Origin of the sequence: Pseudoblastomonas marina, from assembly GCF_014641655.1 — a bacterium.
GTDB lineage: Bacteria > Pseudomonadota > Alphaproteobacteria > Sphingomonadales > Sphingomonadaceae > Alteriqipengyuania_A > Alteriqipengyuania_A marina.
In genome coordinates this window covers 1,211,935-1,235,765 of the sequence record NZ_BMID01000001.1, presented here as the reverse complement: position 1 = coordinate 1,235,765, position 23,831 = coordinate 1,211,935, and the positions used below count along the sequence as shown (strand labels likewise).

The window sequence follows — 23,831 nt, the reverse complement described above, 5'->3', positions numbered from 1 at the left end:
CATGCCCGAGGCTCCGCTCACGCCCGACAAGCGCCGGATCGAGCTCGATCCGGACCTGATCGCCGCGCCGCCGCGCGCACCCTTCGTCGAACTCGGCCTCGTCTCCTGCTTCAGCTTCCTGCGCGGGGCTTCCGACGCGGTCGACCTCGTGATGAAGGCCCGCTCGCTCGGCTACGATGCGATCGGGATCGCCGACGCGAACAGCATGGCCGGCGTGGTGCGCGTCCATACCGAGGCGCACACGCTCAAGCTGCGGCCATGTATCGGCTGCCGGATCGAGACGGTCGAGGGCCTCGCCTTCCTCGCCTATCCGAAGGATCGCGCCGCCTATGGTCGCCTGTGCCGCCTGATCAGCGCCGGCCGGATGGCGACGCTCGACGGCGAATGGCAGGAGAAGGGCGCGTGCGACATCTCGCTCGCCATGCTGGCGAAACATGCTGAGGACGTGCAGCTGATCCTGGTGCCGCCGGATGATCTCGAAGCGAAGTTCACCATCGCGGTGCCGAACAATGTGGTGCCGTTTCCGGGTATGGATTCGCTCGCAGTGTCTTCGCGCGACATCGCCCTGTCCTTCGGTGAGATCCTTCCCCACCTCGCAGGCCAGCTTCCCACGCTGAAGCACGTCGCCGCCAGTCATCTCTACACTGGCGACGACATCGCGCGGATCGACCGCCTCGATGCGCTGGCGAAGGCGAACAACCTTGCGCTCCTCGCCACCAATGACGTCCATTACCATGCGCCCGAACGCCGCCCGCTGCAGGACGTGATGACCGCGATCCGGCACAGGACTACCGTCGCCGCCGCCGGGCACCTGCTCCATGCCAATGCCGAACGCCACCTCAAGTCCCCACAGGAGATGGTCGCGCTGTTCGCGCGCTGGCCGCATGCGATCGCGGCGGCGCGCGCGGTCGCCGATGCCTGCGATTTCAGCCTGTCCGAACTGCGCTACGAATATCCGGAGGAGATCTATCCCGACGGGATGGGACCGCAGGAATTCCTCGAGGTCGAGACCTGGTGGGGCGCGGTCGAGCGCTATCCGCGCGGTGTCCCAGAAACGGTCTTCGCCACGCTTGAGAAAGAGCTTGCGTTGATCGCGAAGATGGATCTCGCGCGCTATTTCCTCACGATCAAGGATATCGTCGATTTCGCGCGTTACGGGGTCGAACCGCCGATCTTGTGCCAGGGGCGCGGCAGCGCGGCCAATTCGGCGGTCTGCTATTGCCTCGGCATCACCAATGTCGATCCGTCGAAGCACCAGCTGCTGTTCGACCGCTTCATCTCGGAGGACCGCAAGGAGCCGCCCGATATCGACGTCGATTTCGAGCACGAACGGCGCGAGGAGGTGATTCAGCACATCTATCAAAAATACGGACGCCACCGCGCCGGACTGTGCGCCACCGTGATCCATTACCGTCCCCGCATGGCAATCCGCGAGGTCGGCAAGGCGATGGGGCTGACCGAAGATGTCACCGCCAAGCTCGCGGGCACCGTGTGGGGCGGGTGGGGAACCGAGATCGGCGAGGCCCATGTCGGGGAAACGGGGATGGACATCACCGATCCGCATTTGCGCCGTGTGCTCGCGCTGACGCGGCAGATGATCGGGATGCCGCGCCATCTCAGCCAGCATGTCGGCGGCTTCATCCTCACCGAGGGCGCGCTCACGGAGACCGTGCCGATCGGCAATGGCGCGATGCCCGAGCGCAGCTTCATCGAGTGGGACAAGGACGATATCGAGGCGCTGGGCATCCTCAAGGTCGACGTGCTGGCGCTGGGCATGCTGACCTGCATCAGGAAATGCCTCGACCTGCTCGAAGATCATCACGAACGCCGGTTGAGCCTCGCCAGCGTCCCGCGCGAGGATCCCGAGACCTACGCCATGCTGCGCAAGGGCGATTCGCTGGGCGTGTTCCAGGTCGAGAGCCGTGCGCAGATGAACATGCTGCCCCGGCTGCGCCCGCGCGAATTCTACGATCTCGTGATCCAGGTCGCGATTGTGCGTCCGGGTCCGATCCAGGGCGACATGGTGCATCCCTACCTCAAGCGCCGCCGCGGCGCGGAGCAGGTGGTGATCCCCGCACCGGACGCCGCCCATGGCCCGCCCGATGAACTCTCCAGCATCCTCGAGCGCACGCTGGGGGTGCCGATCTTCCAGGAACAGGCGATGAAGATCGCGCTCGATGCCGCGAAGTTTTCCTCGAAGGAGGCCAACCGGCTGCGCAAGGCGATGGCGACCTTCCGCAGTCGCGGCATGGTCGACGAGTTGCAGGACATGATGGTCGAGCGGATGGTCGATCGCGGCTACGATCGCGACTTCGCGCAGCGCTGTTTCAACCAGATCCGCGGCTTCGGCGAATACGGTTTCCCCGAAAGCCACGCGGCGAGCTTCGCGCATCTCGTCTACGTATCGAGCTGGCTCAAATGCCATTTCCCCGCGGCATTCGGCTGCGCGTTGCTCAATTCGCAGCCGATGGGCTTCTACGCGCCTGCGCAGATCGTTCGCGATGCGGTGGAGCACGGGGTCGAAGTGCTGCCGGCGGACGTGAACCTGTCGGCCTGGGATTGTACGCTCGAGACCGTCGGTGAGGCGCAGGAAGCGCAAGAAGGGCGGCTCGACCGGCATATCGCGCTGCGGCTCGGGCTGCGACAGGTCGATGGCCTGCCCGAACACGTCGCCGCGCGGCTCGTGGCCGAGCGCGAGGCGAACGGGCCCTATGCCGATGTCGCAGCGCTGCAGGAGAGGGCCCGCATCGGCCCGGCGCATATCGAGCGGCTCGCCAGCGCCGATGCGTTCGGTTCGCTCGGGATTTCGCGTCGCGCGGCGCTGTGGGAGGCGCGCAGCCTCGTCGGCGGGGTCGACCTGCCGCTGTTCCGTGCGGCCGAAGCGCGCGAGGAAGGGCGCGAGCGAGAGCCGACGCAATTGCCGCAGATGCCGCTCAGCGAGGAAGTGGTGGCCGATTACCAGACCACGCGATTGAGCCTGAAGGCGCATCCGATGGCCTTCCTGCGCGCCGATCTCGCCGAGCGTGGCTTCGTACGCGCCTGCGACCTGAGGGAACGCAAGTTCCGCTCGATGGTCAATGTCGCGGGCGTGGTGCTGATCCGCCAGCGCCCCGGCTCGGCCAAGGGGGTGTGCTTCATCACGCTCGAGGACGAGACCGGCGTCATCAACCTCGTCGTCTGGCCCGACCTCAAGGAGCGCCAGCGCAAGGTGGTGATGGGTGCACGGCTGATGGAGGTCCGCGGCAGGGTGGAGTATGACGACGAGGTGATCCATGTCATCGCCAGCCACATGACCGACGCGACCGACCAGCTCCATCGCCTGTCCGACGACATGCTGACCCCACAGCTCGCGCGCGCCGACCACGTGAACCATCCGCTGCCCGCAAAACTCCACCAGCGCGAAGACGGCGAGGACTCGCCTCCGGGCAATCGCGAATGCGGGTGGCACGATCCGTCCTCGCGCGGGCATCCGCGCGATGTGCGCATCATTCCCAAGTCGCGCGATTTCCATTGAGGAAACCTGCGCACTGGCCACCGACAGGACGGTTCTCGCCTTACGACAGGTGGGCGCTGGCGCTGCTGCTGATCGGGGCGGTCGTCGTCGGTGCGCGCAGCTGGCTCGCCGCGCATCCCCAACACGATCCCTGGGCGCCGCTAGACCTCAACGATCCCGTAGGCTGGGCGACCGATCGCAAGCTCGTGGCGCTGCGCGACCGCCCACAGGAATGCCGTGCGGTGCTGGAACGCAGCGGGATCGACTTCACCGCCTTCGAACCGGCGGGCGAGGGGGCGTGTCGCCGCGAGGACAGGACGGTCCTCGCTCCTGAGCCCAATCGCGGCCTCAGCCTGCGTCCCGGTGCGCCACAGGCGACCTGCGCGGTCGCCGCGGGACTGGTGCTGTGGATGGACAAGGTCGTCCAGCCCGCGGCGCAGGAGCACCTCGGGAGCCGGATCGTCGCGCTCGATCACCTGGGGACCAACAATTGTCGGCGAATCGGTGGTGGCGACAGCGGCCGCTGGAGCGAGCACGCGACCGGCAATGCGATCGATATCGCGGCCTTCCGGACGGAGGATGGACGGACGATCAGCGTGCTGCGCGACTGGGAAAACGATCCGGACGATTCGGCTGCCGCCACCTTCCTGCGTACAGCGCGCGACGGGGCCTGCGACATTTTCGGCACGACGCTGTCGCCCGATTACAATCCGGCGCATGCCGACCATTTCCACCTCGACCAGGCCGGAGGCCGGGTGGGCTGGAGCGTGTGTCGCTAGTGCCATCGATGTGGGGGAGAAAATGCCACCGCATGGTGACCCCTACGGGAATCGAACCCGTGTTTCAGCCGTGAAAGGGCCGCGTCCTAACCGCTAGACGAAGGGGCCATGCATGCGGTGGAGGCGGCCCATTACGGTTCGTTGGAGCGGCGGTCAACCCTTCAATCGGCCCAAATCGCATCTTCGACGATTAACTCGGCTTCGCGGCGGCCCGACCAGTCGTCGACCTTGGGTCGACCGGCCAGCCAGAACCGCCGCGAACCACGATTGTTGAGCAGCGCCTGGCCCATTTCGCCCTCCGCCGCGCGGAAGGCGATCGCCTTGAAACGGGCACCGTCCTCGCCGCGCACGATCATACGGACGTGGTCCTTGCCGACGACGTCGCACTTGATCGCGTGCACCGGACCGACAGCGATGCGCGGTCCCGGCCAGCCCATGCCGTAGGGCCCCGCCTCTTCCATCGAATCGACCAATTCGGGGGTGAGCCCGCCCGGTGCGACCGCGAGGTCGAGCTTCATCTCGCGATTGCCCTGTGCCTCGCCGACGTCGCGCGCGAGTCGATCATCAAGGAAGTCGGCGAGGGCATCGATCTTGTCGGCATCGACCGTGAGACCCGCCGCCATTGCGTGTCCGCCGCCTGCGATCAGCAGTCCGGCTTCGCGCGCGGCGATGATCGCCGCTCCCAAATCGACGCCCGCGATCGATCGTCCCGAACCCTTCCCGGGTTCGCCGTCGGCGCCGTGCGCGATCACGATCGCGGGCCGACCGGTCTTTTCCTTGATCCGGCCGGCGACGATCCCGATCACGCCCGGATGCCAGCCGGCGCCGTGGAGGAGCTGGACCGCGCGATTGCCCTGTCCGGCGAGCTGCGCCTCGGCCTCTTCCTGCACCTCGCTCTCGATCTGGCGGCGATCCTCGTTGAGTTCGGAAAGGCGTTTGGCGATCTCGGCGGCCTCGTCGGGATCCTCGGTCGTCAGCAGCCGCACGCCAAGCGTCGATTCGCCGACCCGGCCGCCGGCATTGATTCGCGGACCGAGCGCGAAGCCGAGGTCGCTGCACACGGGAGCGCGCTGCAGGCGGCTCGCATCGAGCAGCGCCGACATGCCGGTATTGGCGCGGTGGCGCATGACCTTGAGCCCCTGCGCGACGAACGCCCGGTTGAGCCCGCGCAGTGCGGCGACGTCGGCTACCGTGCCCAGCGCAACCAGATCGAGCAGCGAGAGCAGGTCGGGCTCCTTGCGATCCTCGAAATAGCCGCGCCCGCGCAGCGTGCGCACGGTGGCGATCGCCAGCAGGAAGGCGACGCCGACCGCCGCGAGATGGCCGTGTGCGGCCGCTTCCTCGATCTCGTCGAGGCGGTTGGGGTTCACCAGCGCCAATGTCTTCGGCAGATCGGGCGCGCATTTGTGATGGTCGACCACCATGACGTCGACGCCGGCGTCGTGCGCCGCACCGAGCGCCTCGTGCGCCATCGCACCGCAATCGACGGTCACGATCAGGCTCGAACCGCCCTCGGCGATCTTGAGCAGCGCATCGCCCGAAGGGCCGTAGCCCTCGAGCAGGCGATCGGGAATGTAGTGACCGGCATCGTGCCCCAGCATGCGGATCAGCCGGATCAGCAGTGCCGCGCTGGTCGCGCCGTCGACGTCGTAATCGCCGTAGATCGTCACCGCCTCGCGCGCGATGACCGCTTGGGCGAGCCGTTCGGCGGCGGCATCCATGTCCTTGAAGATCGACGGGTCGGGCAGGAACGACCGCAGGCTCGGGTTCCGTTCGCGATCGAGGTGTTCGGGAGTGACCCCGCGCGCCAGCAGCAGCTGCGCGACGAGGTCGGTGCCGCTGGCGATGTCCTGCATCGCGCCCCCGCGCCAGGTCCAGCGCTGGCCGGTGAGCGAAGTTCCGAGATCGGTGATCGAGCGCGCCGCGAGTGTCATGGTTCGAGGCTATCCCGCCCAGGGTGCGGGCGAAAGACCCTTGGCCCCGCTGTCCCCTGTGCGATAGGACCGGCAGCATGCTCGCGATCATATGGCACAGCCGCACCGGAACCGCCGAGGCGCTCGCCCGCGCCGCCAAGGATGGAGCGGGCGACGGCGCGGTGCTGCTGTGCGCAGAGGACGTTTCGCCCGATGACCTGCTCGAAGCGCAGGGCTATCTCTTCGCCTGTCCGGAAAATCTCGCGACGATGAGCGGCATGATGAAGGAAATGTTCGACCGCTGCTATTACCCGGTGCTCGGGAAGATCGAGGGGCGTCCCTACGCCACGCTCATCGCGGCAGGGTCCGACGGCAGCGGCGCGCAGGCACAGATCGACCGGATCGCGAAGGGCTGGCGGCTCAAGCGTGCCGCCTCGCCGGTGATCGTCAACATGGATGCGCAGACCCCCGAGGAGATCCTCGCGCAGAAGACCGTTCCGCCCGATCGACTGGCCGAAGCGAACGAGTTGGGCGAAGCGCTCGCGGAGGGACTCGAACTCGGTATTTTCTGAGTTTCACATCCATTTCGGACCGGTCAGCGATCTAGGACTCGACGCGCGGGCGCCACGACGCCAGAAACCTGTTCTGATCGCGGAAGACGGCTTGCAAGGGGGAAAGTGCGTACCGGCATGGCATGGGAAGTGCTGTATCCCTCCGGCTCGGTGCCGAGGCTCGAACGCCTGCAAGCCGCATTCAATGCGGTCGGCGACGATGAGAGCCGAATGCCCGCACTTTCCTGCCAACGGCTCGTCAATCCGGCATCGGGATACCCCACGATCGAATGCATGGTCGGCGGACTGGGGTTCGATATCGCCGCAATCGGCGTCTGGAATCGCGAAGAACACGCCGCGATCGAACACTGCTTCGACGTCGAACCGGACACCATCTTCAACCGCGCCGGGCTCACAATCGTCCCCGGCCCCGATATCGCGAACATGGCGCATGCGATGCCGGTGGTCCGGGCAGGGGCGATGCTGGTCCGCCGGATCGTCGATTTCAAGTCGCCGCTCGCGATCGTGTGGCGCCCGATCGGCAGCGCGATGGAACCGGGCTACTTCAGGCGCGTGGTCGACGCCTGGCTGGCGGGCGGGCCGTTTCCCGCACTGGGGATGGTCGGATTGCGTTCCGCGCCCGATGGCGGCTTGCACAGTCACGGCCTGGCGCTCTTCACAGGGCAGGAATTGCGCCTCGATCCCGCGATCGCCGAGGCGGGATCAGAAGGCTGGGCGCTCGCGGCCCGGTTGATCGACCGACTCGTCGAAAGCGATGCGGTCCAATCACCGCTGGAACTATCCGGAGAAGGCGGACGCACGATTCGGCTCGCGCCCTCCGCCAATGGCCGGTTCGTCGTCGTCGAATGGAGTGAATGATCGATCGGCCAGCGGTGCAAAGGATCGGGAAATACGCCCATGCCTGCCGTTCTCGCGGATCAATCGACGCGGCTCGCCCGCCTACGATCCGGCGATGCAGAAACATCACCTCCTCCCGCTGGCGCTCGTGACGCGAGGGACTTTCGATCGATTCTTCGCGGCGGTCGATCCCGGCCGCCTGCTGTTCGAGGATTATCGCGCCAACGGCTTGCTCCTGCCCTGTCGCGAACCGCAGGTCCTGAAACTCGGCCTGCCGCTCAATCGCGGCCCGCATCCGCGCTATTCGGAGGTCGTCTGGCAGCGTGTCGGGCAGATCGAGCGGGACTGGGCCAGAGCGACGGACGAGTCTTCGCGCAGCAAGGCCGAGCATTCCCGCATGCGACTGCTCCTGCTCCAGCGCGGCCTGCGGCGCCAGTTGGTTGCTCCCGGGCGGCGGATGCGGCTCAATATGCGCGACCCGCTGGGCGAGGGCCGCGATCTCACCGAGCTCGACCGGATGGCCGCGCTGCTGTGGGCGGCGACCCGGCACTAATCCTCAGTCGACGAAGGGGGCGGTCGCGGCCTGCAGGCGCTGATGGGCGGCGCGGTACTCTGCTTCGAGCCGGTCGACGCGTTCGGCCACGGTATCGACCGCCTTGACCGCGCCGACTCCCTGACCCGAGCCCCAGATATCCTTCCATGCCTTGGCCTTCGAATTCCCGCCCGAGCCGAAATTCATCTTGCTCGGATCGCTTTGGGGAAGATCGTTCGGATCGAGCCCGGCCTGCTCGATCGAGCCCTTGAGGTAATTGCCGTGCACCCCGGTGAAGAGGTTGGTGTAAACGATGTCGTCAGCGCCACTCTTCACGATCTCGTCCTTGTAGCCTTGCTCGGCATTGGCTTCGACCGTCGCGATCCAGGGCGAGCCGATATAGGCAAAATCGGCACCCAGCGCCTGTGCGCCGAGCACCGCCGCGCCATTGGCGATCGAACCCGACAGCGCCACCGGCCCATCGAACCATTCGCGGATTTCCTGCATCAAGGCGAAGGGCGATTGCGTGCCGGCATGGCCCCCGGCGCCCGCGGCGACCGGGATCAGCCCGTCGGCGCCCTTTTCGATCGCCTTGTTGGCGAAGCGGTTGTTGATCACGTCGTGCATCGTGATCCCGCCCCAATTGTGCACCGCCTGGTTCAATTCCTCGCGCGCGCCCAATGAAGTAATGATCATCGGAACCTGCCATTTCTCGCAGACCTGCATATCCTCCTCTAGCCGGCCGTTCGTGCGGTGGACGATCTGGTTGACCGCGAACGGAGCGGCGGGGCGATCCGGGTTGTCACGATTATGCGCCGCGAGTTCCTCGGTGATCTGGTGCATCCATTCGTCGAGCATGCCCGAGGGGCGCGCGTTGAGCGCGGGGAAGCTGCCTACGATCCCCGCCTTGCATTGCGCGATCACCAGCTCGGGCCCCGAAACGATGAACATCGGCGATCCGATGATCGGCAGGCGCAAGCGGTCGAACGGGGCGGGGATGGGCATGGGTCGGGGTCTCCGGAATTAATCGGTCGGTTAACGCGTCGCATAGGCGAGACGCGGCTCCGGTGTCGAGCGCCTTTGCGCGGGAAAGGGCGGTGTACCCCTAGCTAAAGCGGCGAGCCTGTCCTAAGCGCGCGGGCGGTAGCTTTGGAGGACCTGACATGCGTGCCGAAGGGCAGGCCCATATCGACCGGATCGACGCCGCGCTGGCGCTGGTGCGCAAATCGCTCGACTGGGAGAAGGCGCTGCGCCGTCTCGACGAGCTCGACGCGCGCGTGCAGGACCCGACCCTGTGGGACGATCCCAAGGCGGCGCAGGCGATCACGCAGGAGCAAAAGCGGCTAGAAACCGCGGTCAATACCGTGCGCGAGATCGAGAGCGAGAAAAACGACGCGATCGAATTCGTCGAAATGGGTGAGGCCGAGGGCGACGACGATGTCGCCAGCGAAGGTCTCGCCACGCTCGAGAGGCTCGCCGACCGCGCCGATGCCGACAAGGTCCAGGCGCTGCTTTCGGGCGAGGCCGACGGCAACGACACCTATCTCGAGATCCACGCCGGCGCGGGCGGTACCGAAAGCCAGGACTGGGCCGAGATGCTGCTGCGGATGTATGCGCGCTGGGCCGAACGCCGCGGGTTCAAGGTCGAGACGGTCGAATACCAGGCCGGCGACCAGGCCGGGATCAAGAGCGCGACGCTGCTGCTCAAGGGCGAGAATGCCTATGGCTACGCCAAGACCGAGAGTGGCGTGCACCGCCTCGTCCGCATCAGCCCCTATGACAGCTCGGCGCGGCGGCACACCTCGTTCAGCTCGGTCTGGGTCTACCCGGTGATCGACGACGATTTCGAAGTCGAGATCAACGAGAGCGACCTCAAGATCGACACCTACCGCGCGAGCGGTGCCGGCGGGCAGCACGTCAACACGACCGATTCCGCGGTCCGGATCACCCACCAGCCGACCGGAATCGTCGTCGCCAGCCAGAACGACCGTTCGCAGCACAAGAACCGCGCGACCGCAATGAACATGCTCAAGGCGCGCCTGTTCGAACGCGAAATGGCCGAACGCGAGGCCGCCGCCGGGACCGAGTACGAGAGCAAGACCGATATCGGGTGGGGCCACCAGATCCGCTCCTACGTCCTTCAGCCCTACCAGATGGTCAAGGACCTGCGCACCGGCGTTACCTCGACTTCGCCGGACGACGTGCTCGACGGCGCGCTCGACCAGTTCATCTCGGCGGCACTGGCGCAGAAGGTGACCGGCGAACAGGTCGATGTGGAGGACGTCGAGTAGGGCTGCATTGCGCCCGGTCGGGTTTGCAAGCTAGACGCACGCTATGAGCCCCCCAAGACATCTCGCCGTTTGGTTGCTCGCCGGCCTCGCGCTGGCGGGTTGCGAACGTGTCGAGGAAGACCTCGACCGGCCCGCGAGTTCACGCGAGTTTCCGCGGGCGCACCGTCCGGTTGCGGATGTCACGGGCAATTCGGCCGGCACCGAAATTCGCCGCGACGAGCTGGGCGAGGCGCAATTGGTGATGGACCTCGCCGATATCGGCGACGGAACGACGGTGGCCGATATCGGCGCGGGCGAGGGCTATTACACCGTGCGCCTGGCCGAACGTGTCGGCGGCCGCGGCCGGGTGCTGGCGCAGGACATCGATCGCGACGTTCTCCGCCGGCTCGGCACGCGGGTAGAGCGCGAACGGCTCGACAATGTCTCGCTCACCCTGGGCCGCGGAGACGATCCGCGCCTGCCCAAGGACAGTTTCGACCGGATCTTCATGGTCCACATGTATCATGAGATCCGCGAGCCCTATGCGTTCTTGTGGCGACTTCGCCCGGCGCTCCGGGAAGGCGGGCAGGTGATCGTGGTCGATCGCGACCGTCCGCCCCAAAACCACGGCATGCCGCCCGCATTGTTGTTTTGCGAAATGCGCAGCGTCGGCTATCGGCTTGTCGAGTTCATAAGAAAGCCCGAGATCAGGGGCTACTACGCACAATTCGAGCTCGAGGGGGATCGGCCTGCGCCATCCGGGATCGAGCCGTGCACGCCGCCCAAGACGAAGCTTGGAAGCGTGACGATAGAGGATAACTGATACATGGCATTCAAGGGTCTCCAACCCATCAATTACGGCGGGCGCGAAGTCTGGCCGCTGATCGAAGGCGGCAAGGGCGTCTCCGCTACCAATCACATGAGCTCGGGCGCCTGGGCCGCCGCGGGCGGAATCGGGACGGTGAGCGCCGTCAATGCCGACAGCTATGACGAGGACGGCAATCCGATTCCGCAGGTGTACCCACAGGCCACCCGCAAGGAACGGTTCGAGCAACTGATCCGCTACGCGATCGACGGCGCGACCGAACAGGTGAAGCGCGCGCACGAGATCGCCGACGGTCGCGGCGCGATCAATATCAACGTGCTTTGGGAAATGGGCGGCGCGCAGCGCGTGCTCGAAGGCGTGCTCGAAAACTGCAAGGGCATGATCACCGGGGTCACCTGCGGCGCGGGCATGCCCTACAAGCTCGCCGAGATCGCCCAGCGGTTCAACGTCCACTACCTCCCGATCATCAGCTCGGCGCGCGCTTTCCGCGCGCTGTGGAAGCGCAGCTATTCCAAGGTCCCCGACCTGATGGCGGCTGTGGTCTACGAGGATCCGTGGCTGGCCGGCGGGCATAACGGCCTGTCGAACGCGGAGGACCCGACCAAGCCCGAAGATCCCTATCCGCGGGTCAAGGCGCTGCGCGAGACGATGCGCGCCGAAGGCGTTTCCGAGGACACGGCGATCGTGATGGCGGGCGGCGTGTGGTTCCTGCGCGAATGGGAAGAGTGGATCGACAATCCCGAGCTCGGCAAGATCGCCTTCCAGTTCGGCACGCGGCCGCTACTGACCAAGGAAAGCCCGATCCCGAACGTGTGGAAGGACATGCTGCGCACGGTCGAGCCGGGCGACGTGCTGCTCCACAAGTTCTCGCCCACCGGCTTCTATTCCTCCGCGGTCAAGACGCCGTTCCTCTACGACCTGATGCATCGCTCGGAGCGCCAGATCCCGATCTTCAAGCGCGACGAGGAAGAGGGGACGATCCCGCTCGCCGATCACGGCAAGGCGAAATATTTCTTCGTCCATCCCGGCGACCAGCGCAAGGCGCAGGCGTGGATGCACGAGGGCTTCACCGAGGCGCTCAAGACGCCCGACAACACCGTCGTGTTCGTGACCCCCGAAAGCGCCGAACAGATCCGCGCCGACCAGCAGGGTTGCATGGGCTGCCTCTCGCACTGCCAGTTCTCGAGCTGGAAGGATCATGACGACCACACCACCGGCCGCCTCGCCGATCCGCGCAGCTTCTGTATCCAGAAGACCTTGCAGGATATCGCGCATGGCGGCGATCCGGACGAGAACCTCGCCTTCGCCGGCCACGCGGCCTACCGTTTCAAGCAGGACCCGTTCTATTCGAACAATTTCACCCCGACGGTGAAGGAACTGGTCGAGCGTATCCTCACCGGGGACTGACGTGGAAATCGGCGTCGCGGACCTTGTCGACGACGACGTCCGCGCCCTGATTTCGGACCACCAGCGGCAGATGTCCGAAAGTTCCCCGGCGGGAACGTCCTTTGCGCTCGACCTCGCCGGGCTTGACCGCCCCGAAGTGACCGTCTTTGCCGCGCGGGACGGGGGTGAGCTCTTGGCCGTCGGTGCCTTGATGGCGCTCGATGCCGGGACCGGTGAGGTCAAGTCGATGCGGACGACCAAATCGGCGATGGGGCGCGGGATCGGGCAGGCGATGCTCGACCATATCGAGGGTGTCGCCCGCGAACGCGGATATCATGCGCTGTTCCTGGAGACCGGAACCGGCGAAACATTCGCGCCCGCCAACAGGCTCTATGCCCGCAATGGCTTCGAACGACGCGGACCGTTCGGTGCCTATCGCGCGAGCCATTTCAATATTTTCTACGAGAAGAGGCTCTAGCGCCAGAGCTGCAAATCGCGGATCGCGGCGGCCATGTCCTCGTCGCTCTCGGGCCGTGCGATCACCCGTTCGACGAGCTGCCAGTTCCTGCGAAGGCGCGATTTCTGCCAGATATCGGTCAGCCCGAACGCGCCCGTCCATTCGCGCGCGCCCATCTTCATCTCGAATTGGACGGGGGTCACGAACACCGCCGTTTTGCCGAGTTTGCGCGCGTAAATCTCGCCGAAACGATAGGCTTCAAGCTTGAACCGTCCGGACGAGGCGTCGAGCCAACTCGGGCGATCGAGGATCGCGCCGCGGCTACCGCCGAGGTGAAAGATGAAGTCGCGCGACATCATGCCGCGCATCGCCTTGCGGTCGCGCACCATCCAGGCGCGCATCAGCTGGTGCTCGAGCGTTTCGATCTTGGCGGCGAACTGGTCCATGGGCTCAGCCACCTAGCGGATGGGGCGCGCGGTGCAAGCGTGGAGCGCCGGATCAGTCGAGCTTGAAGGCGTGTTCGCCATGGGAGGCACTGTCGAGCCCGTGGCGCTCGCTCTCTTCGCCGACGCGCATCGGCAGGAACAGCGAGACGGCCAGCGCGATCAATGCGGTCGCCACCGCCGAATAGCCGCCGACGACCGCAATGCCGGCCAGTTGCGCGATGAACTGGTCGCCGAAGGTGACACCTTCGGTGGTGCCGCCGAACGCGGCGAGGCCGAACACGGCGAACAACAGCGTGCCGAGCATCCCGCCGACGCCATGGACCGCGAAGACGTCGAGCGAATCGTCGATGTGGAAACGGTGCTTGATGAGGCGGATGGCGAAGTAGCAGACCGGGGCGGCGAGCAAGCCGAAGATGATCGCCGCGCCCGGCGCGACCGCGCCTGCGGCGGGCGTGATCGTCGCGAGCCCGGCAATCGCACCGGTGGCGAAGCCGATCCCGGTCGATTTGCCGAACGATACCTTCTCGATCGCGATCCACATCAGCGCGGCGGTTGCTGCGGCGGCGTGGGTGTTGATGATCGCGGTCGAGGCATCGTCGGTCGCGGTGAGGGCGGAGCCGCCGTTGAAGCCGAACCAGCCGACCCACAGCAATGCCGCGCCGATCATGACCAGCGTCGGGCTGTGCGGCAGCATCGGCTTGGCCGGGAAACCGTTGCGGCGCCCGAGCAGCAGCGCGACGACCAGCGCCGAAATCCCCGCGGTCGTATGGACGACCAGACCGCCTGCAAAATCGTAGACGCCGAGGTCGGACAACCAGCCTCCGCCCCAGATCCAGTGCGCGACCGGGGCATAGACGATCAGGCTCCAAAGGGCGCAGAACGCAACCACCCAGCCGAAGCGGGCGCGTTCCACCCAGGCCCCGGCCATCAGCGCGGGGGTGATCGCGAAGAAGGTCATCTGGAACAGGGCGAACGAGCTCTCGGGGATCGTCGTGTCGGCGCGCCAGGCATCGAGGCGGATCATCATCCAGCGACTGCCGTCGCCGATCCAGCCGCTGCCGACCTCGCCGAAGGCCAACGTGTATCCGACCACGACCCACAGCAGCGAGCAGATCGCGACGATCGCGCCGACCTGCAGGTAGACCGACATCGCGTTCTTCACGCGCACGAGTCCGCCATAGAACAGCGCGAGACCGGGGATCGCCATCATCAGCACGAGCGCGGATGCGGTCAGGATCCAGGCGGTATCACCGCTATCGGCCACATCGACGGTGATCGCGGTAACGGGTTGCGCGATTGCCACCTGCGGCAGGAGAGCGGCCCCCATTGCCAGTGCAGCCGTCAGGTAACGCATATTTCCCCCGTCGATCCGAAATGTTTCGACTAGCTAACGCGCAATGCTGCACTGCGGCAAGGGCAAAGCCGCGCAATAATCTTGCTTATACCCAACCTTCGAGCACCTGGTCGGGCGGACGATGTCCGTCGGCCCAAATTCGGATATTGGCGATAACCTTCTCGCCCGAGGCCTCGCGGCCCTCGACGGTGGCACTGGCAAGATGGGGCAGGGTGAGGACGTTGGGGACCTTGAGCAGCCGGGGGTCGATCTTCGGCTCCTCGGGATAGACGTCGAGCCCGGCGCCGCCGAGGCGTCCATCTTCGAGCGCTTCGATCAGTGCATCCTGGTCGACAAGGTCGCCGCGTGCGGTGTTGATCAGGCAGGAGCCCGGTTTCATCAATCCGATCCGCCGTGCATCGATCAAGTGATGCGTTTCCTCCCCGCCTGGCGCGTGGAGCGAGAGGATGTCGGCGCAGCGCATCAGGTCGTCGAGATTGTCGACATAGGTCGCACCGAGCATGTTCTCGAGCGCTTCGGGGAGGCGCTTGCGGTTGTGATAGGCGATTTCGAGCCCGAAGGCGCGTGCGCGGTGCGCGACCGCCTGTCCGATCCTTCCCATCCCGACGATCGCAAGGCATTTGCCGCGCAGGCCGAAACCCAGCATCGAGCACGGTGCCCAGCCGGTCCATTCCCCACTCCGCACGAGTTCGACGCCTTCGCGCATGCGGCGCGGCACGCCGATAATCAGCCCCATCGTAAGGTCGGCCGTGTCGTCGGTGAAAACGCCGGGCGTGTTGGTCACCATGATCCCGCGTTTCCGCGCCGCGGCGAGGTCGATATGTTCGACCCCGGCACCGAAATTGGCAATCAGCCGCAAATCCTCGCCCGCGCTCTCGATAAGGTCGGCGTCGATCCGGTCGGTCACGGTCGGGACCAGCACGTCGCATTCGCGCATCGCCGCCCCCAGGGCGTCGCGATCGAGCGGCGAATCGTCGCGATTGAGTGCGACGTCGAACAATTCGCCCATCCGCTGTTCGACATGCGGCATGAGCCTGCGGGTGACCCGGACGCGCGGGGTTCCTTCGATACGGCGGTCGACTTGCTCTTCGCTCATACACGAAAGGCTTGGCCCGCGTGGTCGCGCTAATCAAGCACCGCTTGTTTCGCAGCGACGAACAATTTATTCGCAATGCCGATGTCGATCGTACGTTTCCCCATGATTTTTATGGCCTTGGCCGGATTGCTGCTGGCGTGGCCGAGCGCGGCGCAGGATGCCGAGCCCCCCTATTGGGTCTCGCTCAAGGTCGACCGCGCGAACATGCGGGTCGGGCCCGATCGGTCCTATCCGATCGACTGGGTCTATGTCCGGCGCGACCTGCCGCTGAGGGTGGTGCGCAAATCGGGCGGTTGGCGCCTGGTCGAGGACCAGGACGGGGCGCGGGGGTGGATGCTCGCGCGCTTTCTCAGCCGCGATCGCACTGCCACCGTCACGGTCGAGGGGCTTGCCGAGATTCGCGCAGAGGGATCGCCGAGTGCCAAACTACTGTGGCGCGCGCAGCCGGGTGTGATCGGCAGGCTCGGCGAATGCGCGAATGGCTGGTGCGAATTCGCGATCGGCGACAGGCGGGGTTGGATCGCCGGCGAGAGCATCTGGGGCGAAGGCCCCCCCTGACGGACGAAAAAGGGCGACCCGCGGGCCGCCCTTTCACGTGATTTCCGATTGTTCTCGGAAACCTCAGAGCATCTCGACCGCGACCGCGGTGGCTTCGCCGCCCCCGATGCAGAGCGAGGCGACGCCGCGCTTCTTGCCCTGTTCCTTCAAGGCGTGGAGCAGGGTGACGATGATCCGCGCGCCGCTGGCGCCGATCGGGTGGCCCAGCGCGGTGCCACCGCCGTTCACGTTGATCTTGTCGTGCGGGATGCCGATGTCGCGCATCGCGAACATCGCGACGCAGGCGAACGCTTCGTTCACTTCCCACAGGTCGACATCGTCCTTGTCCCACCCGGCATTGGCGAGGACCTTCTCGATCGCACCGATCGGGGCGGTGGTGAACTTCGACGGTTCCTGTGCATGCGCGGCCATGCCGACGATCTTGGCGACCGGTTTCGCACCGCTTTCCTTCGCAAGCGAGTCGCGGGTCAGCACCAGCGCCGCGGCACCGTCCGAGATCGAGCTCGAAGTCGCGGCGGTGATCGTACCGTCCTTGGCGAAGGCGGGGCGCAGGCTCGGGATCTTGTCCGGGCGGCCACGGCCGGGCTGCTCGTCCTTGTCCACCGTCACGTCGCCCTTGCGGGTGGAGAAGGTGACGGGGACGACTTCTCCGTCGAACGCGCCGCTTTCGATTGCGGCATTGGCCCGGCGCAGCGATTCGATCGAGTAGTCGTCCATTTCCTCGCGGGTCATCTGGTATTCGTCGGCGGTGTCCTGCGCGAAAGTTCCCATCGCACGGCCTTCCTCGTAGGCATCTTCGAGCCCGTCGAGGAACATGTGGTCGTAGGCGGTATCGTGGCCGAGCCGCGCGCCCGAGCGATGCTTCTTGAGCAAATAGGGCGCATTGGTCATGCTCTCCATGCCGCCTGCGATGGCATAATCCATCGTCCCGCCGGCGAGCGCTTCGGCGGCCATGATGACCGTCTGCATGCCCGAACCGCAGACCTTGTTGACCGTGGTCGCCTGGACCGACTTGGGCAGACCCGCCTTGATCGCGGCCTGGCGCGCGGGCGCCTGGCCGAGGCCGGCAGGCAGCACGCAGCCCATGTAGATGCGGTCGACATTCTCGCCGTCGACCCCGGCGCGCTCGACCGCGGCCTTGACTGCCGTGGCGCCGAGCTCGGTCGCCGAAACGTCGGCCAGCGCGCCCTGCATGCCGCCCATCGGCGTACGGGCGTAGGACAGGATGACGACGGGATCTTGCTCGGAAAACTGGGCCATGGGGAGGGTGCCTCTCGATTGGTGGAACTGTGTTTGGCGCGCGGTCTAATGCTGCATTGCGGCATTGGCAAATCGGCGCGCCGTTCGGGTCCGATATATGACGCGCTTGCCTCGGAACAACGATTGCCCGACATACGTAGCAAGACGAAACGTAAATTTCCGGGAGAACAACGATGGCGGACAAGGCCGAACTGCAGGCGATCCTCGACACCCAGCGTGCGGCCTTCACCGCCTCCCGACCCGAGCCGCTGGCGCTGCGGCGCGACCGGATCAAGCGCGTCATCGCGCTGCTGACCGATCATTCGCAAGTCCTGTGCGACGCGATGAGCGAGGATTTCGGCAACCGCTCGCCGCAGCAATCGATGATCACCGATATCGTCGGCACCGTGAACTTCGCCAAATACTGCCTCAAGAACCTCGACAAGTGGGCCAAGGCGGACAAGCGTCACATCCAGTTTCCACTCAACCTCATGGGATCGAAGGGGGAGGTTCGCTACGAGCCGAAAGGCGTCGTCGGCATCCTCAGCCCGTGGAATTTCCCGGTCAATCTCAGCTTCGGGCCGCTCGTCCAGGTGTTCGCCGCGGGCAATCGGTCGATGATCAAGCCGAGCGAATTCACCGAGACGACGAGCGAGGCGATGCGCCAGCTGGTCGAGGAGTATTTCGCGCCCGAGGAATTGGTCGTGGTGACCGGCGGGCCCGAGACGGCGCTCGCCTTCTCCTCGCTCCCATTCGATCACCTCGTCTTCACCGGGTCCACCGAGACCGGGCGCAAGGTGATGCAGGCGGCGGCCGAAAACCTCGTCCCCGTCACGCTCGAACTCGGCGGCAAGTCTCCGGTCGTGCTCGGCCGCAGTGCCGATTTCGCAAAGGCGGGCGAGCGGATCGCGATGGGCAAGATGATGAATGCCGGGCAGATATGCCTCGCGCCCGACTACATGTACGTCCCCGAGGACCGCCAGGACGAGGCGATCGACGGGGTCCGAAAGGCCGCGAGCGCGATGTACCCGACCCTGCTCGACAATGACGATTACGCCTCGGTCGTGACCGACCGGCATTTCGACCGGTTGCAGGGCATGGTCGCCGATGCCCGAGAAAAGGGTGCCGAGGTGATCGAGGTCAATCCCGCCGGGGAGGACTTCTCGAACACCAATGCGCGCAAGATGCCGCTGACCATGCTCACCGGCGTGACCGACGAGATGCAGGCGATGCAGGAGGAAATCTTCGGCCCCGTCCTGCCGGTGAAGACCTATCGCGAGGTCGACGAGGCGGTCGATTACATCAATGCCAACGACCGTCCGCTCGGCCTGTATTATTTCGGCAGCGACGAAGGCGAGCGCGAGCATGTCTTGGGTCGCACGATCTCGGGCGGCGTGACCGTCAACGACGTTGTCTTCCACGTCTCGATGGACGACCTGCCCTTCGGTGGCGTCGGACCCTCGGGGATCGGCTCGTATCATGGACCCGAGGGGTTCAAGGAATTCAGCCACGCACGCGCGGTCTACCATCAGACGAAGGTTGACGTGGCGGGCCTGGCAGGGCTCAAACCGCCCTATGGCGAAAAGACCGACAAGGCGATCAAGCGCCAGCTCTGATTGGTTGAAACTGATTGCGCTGCTGGTCGCGCCACTGCTCTTGGGTGGCTGCGCGCTGGCGGCTCTGGGATCGGCGGTCGGCGCCGCGGCCGTAGGGCCCGGACAGGTCCAGCCTGCAACATGGCGCAAGGTCGATATGTCGACCGGCCAGATTCAGGACATCGGCGGGCTCGAGCAGCTGGCGCGCGATTTTCCCGACAGCTCTTCGGTGCGCCTGCGCCTCGGCACCGCCTATATCCGCGAAGGCGACAAAGCGAAGGCGGCCGAACAGGTCGGATGGCTGCTCGACCGCGGTTACGCCTTCACCGAGGCAGGTCAGGCGACGCTGATCGCTTTTTTTGAAGATTTCGATCCGCAGCTGAATGGGCGGATTGGTCGACAACCGGAAACGATCGCCGACAGCAGCGTGGTCGCAACCGTCCCCGCAGGAGCGCGCCTGATCGAGGATGTCGTCCAGGATCCGGTCTTGGGTGGCTGGGTGGTGTCGAGCATCGTCGATCGCGCGATCTATCATGGTACCGAGACGTCAGGGCAATGGAACTGGCGGCGTCACGACATTGCCGGGGCCGGCAGTCTCGCCGGCAGCGTCCGCGCCAACATCGCGCCGACATTGTGGTTCGCGTCGGGCGCCTACGACGTCACGCCTGCACCCGACACCGCATTTCGCGGACTGATCGCCTATTCGGTCGCCGATGGCACCGTCGTCCACCGTATTGCCGCGCCGGAAGGAGCAACGCCGAGCGACATCGCCCTGTCGGGTAAAGGCCCGCTCTATGCTTCGGACCCGCTCTCGGGCGCGGTCTACACGGCGGGGACGGATGATGCGGAACTGCGCATGCTGGTCGAACCGGGAACCTTGCGCTCGCCGCAGGGGCTCGTGCCTCTGCCCGGTGGCCGCCAAGTGATCGTGAGCGACTATCGCTATGGGTTGGCGCGCATCGATGTCCGAAGCGGATCGGTACGGAGGATCGCCGCCACGGTGCCGGTCGCGCTCGACGGATTCGACGGTTTATGGCTGATCGACGGCAAGATCGTAGGAATCCAGAACGGCTTCTCGCCGCAACGCATCGTCTCGCTGACTTTCGATCGGAATTACACTCAGGTGACTGACGTCGCGATCCTCGAACAGGCGCATCCCGATTGGATCGAACCGCTGGGCGGAACGATTCTCGGGCGCGCCTTCTATTATATCGGCAATGGGCAATGGTCGCGGTTCGGGGAGGGCGGAATGGCAAGGACCGACGCACCACCCTTGCCGACGCACATTCGACGGTTGCCGCTGCCGTCCCCAACCGACTGAGGAAATCGGGCTAAATCCCGGGCTCCGGCCCCTTGCACCACGGCATGCGGACCTCTAGAGGCGGGGCCACATCCGAAACCCTCACGGAATCGTACCCTTGGTCGACCTCTCGCAATACCTGCCCATCCTCCTGTTCCTCGGCATCGCCGTGGTTCTGTCGACGGCTTTCGTGTTCCTGCCGATGGGCGTTTCGCGCCTGACGGGATCGCACAAGCCCGACGCCGAAAAACTGAGCGAATACGAATGCGGCTTCCCCGCCTTCGAGGACTCGCGCGGCCGGTTCGACGTGCGGTTCTACCTCGTCGCGATCAGCTTCATCATCTTCGATCTCGAAGCCTCGTTCCTGTTTCCGTGGGCCGTCAGCCTCGAATATACCGGTTGGACCGGGTGGGGCGCGATGATGGTATTCCTCGCCATCCTGGGTCTCGGCCTCGCTTACGAATGGAAGAAAGGGGCTCTGGACTGGGAATGAGCACTCTTACCGAAACTCCCGCCGGGCGCGATCCGCGCATCCAGCCGACCGCACAGCCGGGCGAGGTCCGCATGCCGGACCAGTCCTATTTCGACGCGGTCAATTCCGAGATCAACGACAAGGGCTTCCTCGTCACCTCGACCGAGGAACTGTTCCAGTGGGCGCGCACGGGCAGCCTGTGGTGGATGACCTTCGGCCTCGCCTGCTGCGCGGTCGAGATGATCCACGTCAACATGCCGCGCTACGACATGGAGCGCTTCGGGGTCGCCCCGCGCGCTTCTCCTCGCCAGAGCGACGTGATGATCGTCGCCGGCACGCTGTGCAACAAGATGGCCCCCGCGCTGCGCAAGGTCTACGACCAGATGTCGGAGCCCAAATACGTCATCTCGATGGGCAGCTGCGCCAATGGCGGCGGCTATTACCATTATAGCTATTCGGTGGTGCGCGGCTGCGACCGGATCGTGCCGGTGGACATCTATATCCCGGGCTGCCCGCCGACGGCTGAAGCGCTGCTTTACGGCGTGATGCAGCTGCAGCGGAAGATCCGCCGCGAAGGGACGATCGAGCGCTGATATGGCCGTCCTCCACTCCGCCCCGAAATACGCTTCGAACGACGGCTTGCTCGATACGCTCGGCAAGGCGCTCGGCGACATGCTCGTGGAATCGCGCGAAGAGCACGGCGAACTGCTGTTCACCGTCAAGCGCGAGAGCATCGAGGATGCCCTGCGCCTGCTGCGCGACGAGCACGAATACCAGCAGCTGATGGAAATCGCGGGCGCCGACTATCCGTCGCGCGACGAGCGTTTCGAAGTCGTCTACATGCTGCTCAGCCTGACCAGGAACCACCGCGTGATGGTCAAGGTCTCGACCGACGAGGATGCGCCGGTGCCGACCGTCACCACGCTCTGGCCGGTCGCAGGCTGGCTCGAGCGCGAGGTGTTCGACATGTACGGGGTCGTCTTCTCCGGCAATCCCGACCTGCGCCGCATCCTCACCGATTACGGCTTCGAGGGGCATCCCTTCCGCAAGGACTTCCCGCTGACCGGCTATGTCGAGCTGCGCTATTCCGAAGAGGAAAAGCGCGTCGTGTACGAGCCCGTCGAACTGGCACAGGATTTCCGGCAATTCGATTTCCTCTCGCCGTGGGAAGGCGCCGATTACATCCTGCCGGGCGACGAGAAGGCGACCGGTGATGCCGGGGCTCCCGGTGCGCCACCGATCGACGACCCCAAGACCACGGCAAAGCCCGAGGACACCGGGGCCGGCGAGGCGACCGACAAGAAGGCTGCCGAGCGCGAAAGCGCAGGCGCGCCTGCCGAAGAGGATACGAACGTGGAAGATTCGGGCGCGCCCGCTCCGACCGAGGATCGCCCGGACGAGCCCGCGCGCAAGGGCAAGTCAGCCGACACCGCGAAGGCGACCGAACCCAAGAAGGGAGGCGACCAATGACCGCGATGGTAATCGAAGAGTCGCCGACCACCAACGACGACGTCATCACCAATTACACGATCAATTTCGGGCCGCAGCACCCGGCGGCGCACGGCGTGCTGCGCATGGTGATGGAACTCGACGGCGAAATCATCGAACGGATCGACCCGCATGTCGGCCTGCTGCATCGCGGCACCGAGAAGTTGATCGAGCACAAGACCTATCTCCAGGCGCTGCCGTATTTCGATCGGCTCGACTATTGCTCGCCGCTGGCGCAGGAATATTCCTACGTCCTCGCGATCGAGAAGCTGATGAACGTCGAGGTGCCCGAGCGGGCGCAGTACCTGCGCGTGCTGTTCGCCGAACTCACCCGCATCTGCAATCACATGCTCAATATCGGCGCACACGTGATGGATGTCGGCGCGATGACGCCGAACCTGTGGGTGTTCGAGCTGCGCGAAGACTGCATGAACTTCTTCGAGCGGGTCAGCGGCGCGCGCATGCACGCGGCGTGGTTCCGCCCCGGCGGCGTTCACCAGGATGCGCCCGAGAAACTGCTGGTCGATATCGGCGAGTGGGTCGACAACCGACTGCCCGAACTGTTCGGCGACGCGATGAGCCTCGTCACCGACAACCGCATCTTCAAGCAGCGCAACGTCGACATCGCGGTGGTTTCGAAGGACGACGCGATCAAGTGGGGCTTCTCGGGCCCGATGATCCGCGCCGCCGGCCTGCCGTGGGATTTGCGCAAGTCGCAGCCCTACGACGTCTACGACCGGATGGATTTCGAAATCCCCGTCGGTACCAATTCGGATTGCTACGACCGCTTCATGGTCCGCGTGCAGGAAGTCTACCAGAGCGCGAAGATCATCAAGCAGTGCCTCGCCGAGATGCCCGAAGGGCCGATCGCGAGCGACGACCGCAAGGTCGCGCCGCCCAAGCGCGCCGAGATGAAGCAGTCGATGGAAGCACTGATCCACCACTTCAAGCTCTATACCGAGGGTTTCCATGTGCCCGCCGGCGAAGTCTATGTCGCGACCGAAAGCCCCAAGGGCGAATTCGGCGTCTATCTCGTCAGCGACGGCACCAACAAGCCGTATCGCTGCAAGATCCGCCCGACCGCGTTCAGCCACCTCCAGGCGATGGACTTCATGAGCCGCGGCCACATGTTGCCCGACGCGACCGCCATTTTGGGCGCGATCGACGTGGTGTTCGGGGAGTGTGATCGGTGAGTAGACTGGGACTTCTCACACTCGC

22 protein-coding genes and 1 tRNA gene are annotated in these 23,831 nt (G+C 65.5%); 16 read left to right on the top strand and 7 right to left on the bottom strand.

Annotation, left to right across the window (positions count from 1 at the left end):
• Nucleotide 1 precedes the first annotated feature (1 nt).
• Together IEW49_RS05985 and IEW49_RS05980 are read left to right on the top strand one after the other, a co-directional pair.
• Entirely contained in the window at nt 2-3,514 is a 3,513-nt protein-coding gene (locus tag IEW49_RS05985; RefSeq protein ID WP_188641826.1) for an error-prone DNA polymerase, read from the top strand.
• Nucleotides 3,511-4,272 (top strand): extensin-like domain-containing protein, encoded by a 762-nt coding sequence (locus tag IEW49_RS05980; RefSeq protein ID WP_229658100.1) that lies wholly within the window; start codon nt 3,511-3,513, stop codon nt 4,270-4,272. The genes IEW49_RS05985 and IEW49_RS05980 overlap by 4 nt, the downstream gene beginning before the upstream one ends.
• 33 nt (nt 4,273-4,305) lie before the next feature.
• Here the strand turns inward: IEW49_RS05980 and IEW49_RS05975 are convergent.
• Nucleotides 4,306-4,380: transfer RNA gene (locus IEW49_RS05975), tRNA-Glu, on the bottom strand.
• Nucleotides 4,381-4,433: 53 nt separating this feature from the next.
• Nucleotides 4,434-6,206 carry a single-stranded-DNA-specific exonuclease RecJ gene (recJ, locus tag IEW49_RS05970; RefSeq protein ID WP_188641824.1) on the bottom strand — a complete coding sequence of 591 codons (1,773 nt, stop codon included), beginning with the start codon at nt 6,204-6,206 and terminating at the stop codon, nt 4,434-4,436.
• Nucleotides 6,207-6,283: 77 nt separating this feature from the next.
• Between recJ and IEW49_RS05965 the strand changes: the two genes are divergently transcribed.
• From IEW49_RS05965 to IEW49_RS05955, 3 genes are all read left to right on the top strand, one after another.
• Nucleotides 6,284-6,757: a flavodoxin family protein gene (locus tag IEW49_RS05965; RefSeq protein ID WP_188641823.1), complete on the top strand. Its 474-nt coding sequence runs from the start codon at nt 6,284-6,286 to the stop codon at nt 6,755-6,757.
• Between the two features lie 117 nt (nt 6,758-6,874).
• The gene (locus tag IEW49_RS05960) at nt 6,875-7,615 is read left to right on the top strand and encodes a hypothetical protein (protein WP_188641822.1); all 741 of its coding nucleotides are present in this window, start codon (nt 6,875-6,877) and stop codon (nt 7,613-7,615) included.
• Complete coding sequence (locus IEW49_RS05955) at nt 7,608-8,147, top strand: AHH domain-containing protein (protein ID WP_229658099.1); 540 nt, start codon at nt 7,608-7,610, stop codon at nt 8,145-8,147. The genes IEW49_RS05960 and IEW49_RS05955 overlap by 8 nt, the downstream gene beginning before the upstream one ends.
• Before the next feature lie 3 nt (nt 8,148-8,150).
• On the opposite strand, the gene IEW49_RS05950 is transcribed toward IEW49_RS05955, so the two are convergent.
• Entirely contained in the window at nt 8,151-9,131 is a 981-nt protein-coding gene (locus IEW49_RS05950; protein WP_188641820.1) for an NAD(P)H-dependent flavin oxidoreductase, read from the bottom strand.
• 158 nt (nt 9,132-9,289) lie between these two features.
• Here IEW49_RS05950 and prfB point away from each other — a divergent pair, with 158 nt between their 5' ends.
• Genes prfB through IEW49_RS05930 form a run of 4 tightly spaced genes read left to right on the top strand, consistent with a single transcriptional unit; the run spans nt 9,290 to nt 13,086 of the window.
• Nucleotides 9,290-10,417 (top strand): peptide chain release factor 2, encoded by a 1,128-nt coding sequence (gene prfB, locus IEW49_RS05945; RefSeq protein ID WP_188641819.1) that lies wholly within the window; start codon nt 9,290-9,292, stop codon nt 10,415-10,417.
• A gap of 43 nt (nt 10,418-10,460) precedes the next feature.
• Nucleotides 10,461-11,219 (top strand): class I SAM-dependent methyltransferase, encoded by a 759-nt coding sequence (locus IEW49_RS05940; RefSeq protein ID WP_188641818.1) that lies wholly within the window; start codon nt 10,461-10,463, stop codon nt 11,217-11,219.
• 3 nt (nt 11,220-11,222) lie between these two features.
• On the top strand, nt 11,223-12,629 hold the full coding sequence (locus IEW49_RS05935; RefSeq protein WP_188641817.1) for an NAD(P)H-dependent flavin oxidoreductase: 1,407 nt from the start codon (nt 11,223-11,225) through the stop codon (nt 12,627-12,629).
• Between the two features lies 1 nt (nt 12,630).
• Nucleotides 12,631-13,086, top strand: coding sequence for a GNAT family N-acetyltransferase (locus IEW49_RS05930; protein WP_229658098.1), 456 nt, complete (start codon nt 12,631-12,633; stop codon nt 13,084-13,086).
• Here IEW49_RS05930 and IEW49_RS05925 read toward each other — a convergent pair.
• From IEW49_RS05925 to IEW49_RS05915, 3 genes are all read right to left on the bottom strand, one after another.
• Nucleotides 13,083-13,511 carry a nuclear transport factor 2 family protein gene (locus IEW49_RS05925; protein ID WP_188641816.1) on the bottom strand — a complete coding sequence of 143 codons (429 nt, stop codon included), beginning with the start codon at nt 13,509-13,511 and terminating at the stop codon, nt 13,083-13,085. The genes IEW49_RS05930 and IEW49_RS05925 overlap by 4 nt on opposite strands.
• 52 nt (nt 13,512-13,563) lie before the next feature.
• A complete protein-coding gene (locus tag IEW49_RS05920; protein ID WP_188641815.1) occupies nt 13,564-14,865 on the bottom strand; it encodes an ammonium transporter in 1,302 nt (433 codons plus the stop codon).
• Nucleotides 14,866-14,950: 85 nt separating this feature from the next.
• Nucleotides 14,951-15,961 (bottom strand): 2-hydroxyacid dehydrogenase, encoded by a 1,011-nt coding sequence (locus tag IEW49_RS05915; protein WP_188641814.1) that lies wholly within the window; start codon nt 15,959-15,961, stop codon nt 14,951-14,953.
• A 102-nt stretch (nt 15,962-16,063) separates the two neighbouring features.
• Between IEW49_RS05915 and IEW49_RS05910 the strand changes: the two genes are divergently transcribed.
• Nucleotides 16,064-16,519 carry an SH3 domain-containing protein gene (locus IEW49_RS05910; RefSeq protein WP_188641813.1) on the top strand — a complete coding sequence of 152 codons (456 nt, stop codon included), beginning with the start codon at nt 16,064-16,066 and terminating at the stop codon, nt 16,517-16,519.
• A gap of 63 nt (nt 16,520-16,582) precedes the next feature.
• On the opposite strand, the gene IEW49_RS05905 is transcribed toward IEW49_RS05910, so the two are convergent.
• On the bottom strand, nt 16,583-17,779 hold the full coding sequence (locus tag IEW49_RS05905; RefSeq protein WP_188641812.1) for a thiolase family protein: 1,197 nt from the start codon (nt 17,777-17,779) through the stop codon (nt 16,583-16,585).
• Between the two features lie 173 nt (nt 17,780-17,952).
• On the opposite strand from IEW49_RS05905, the gene IEW49_RS05900 reads away from it, so the two are divergent.
• The 6 genes from IEW49_RS05900 (at nt 17,953) to IEW49_RS05875 (ending at nt 23,806) form a co-directional block, all read left to right on the top strand.
• Complete coding sequence (locus IEW49_RS05900) at nt 17,953-19,374, top strand: coniferyl aldehyde dehydrogenase (protein WP_188641811.1); 1,422 nt, start codon at nt 17,953-17,955, stop codon at nt 19,372-19,374.
• 4 nt (nt 19,375-19,378) lie between these two features.
• Entirely contained in the window at nt 19,379-20,674 is a 1,296-nt protein-coding gene (locus IEW49_RS05895) for an SMP-30/gluconolactonase/LRE family protein (protein WP_188641810.1), read from the top strand.
• A 97-nt stretch (nt 20,675-20,771) separates the two neighbouring features.
• A complete protein-coding gene (gene ndhC / locus IEW49_RS05890; protein WP_188641809.1) occupies nt 20,772-21,146 on the top strand; it encodes an NADH-quinone oxidoreductase subunit A in 375 nt (124 codons plus the stop codon).
• Nucleotides 21,143-21,718, top strand: a complete 576-nt coding sequence (locus IEW49_RS05885; protein WP_229658097.1) for a NuoB/complex I 20 kDa subunit family protein — start codon at nt 21,143-21,145, stop codon at nt 21,716-21,718. The genes ndhC and IEW49_RS05885 overlap by 4 nt, the downstream gene beginning before the upstream one ends.
• A 1-nt stretch (nt 21,719) precedes the next feature.
• Nucleotides 21,720-22,595: an NADH-quinone oxidoreductase subunit C gene (locus IEW49_RS05880; RefSeq protein WP_188641807.1), complete on the top strand. Its 876-nt coding sequence runs from the start codon at nt 21,720-21,722 to the stop codon at nt 22,593-22,595.
• Nucleotides 22,592-23,806: an NADH-quinone oxidoreductase subunit D gene (locus IEW49_RS05875; RefSeq protein ID WP_373282479.1), complete on the top strand. Its 1,215-nt coding sequence runs from the start codon at nt 22,592-22,594 to the stop codon at nt 23,804-23,806. Before IEW49_RS05880 ends, IEW49_RS05875 begins: the two co-directional genes overlap by 4 nt.
• The last annotated feature ends 25 nt before the right edge of the window (nt 23,807-23,831 follow it).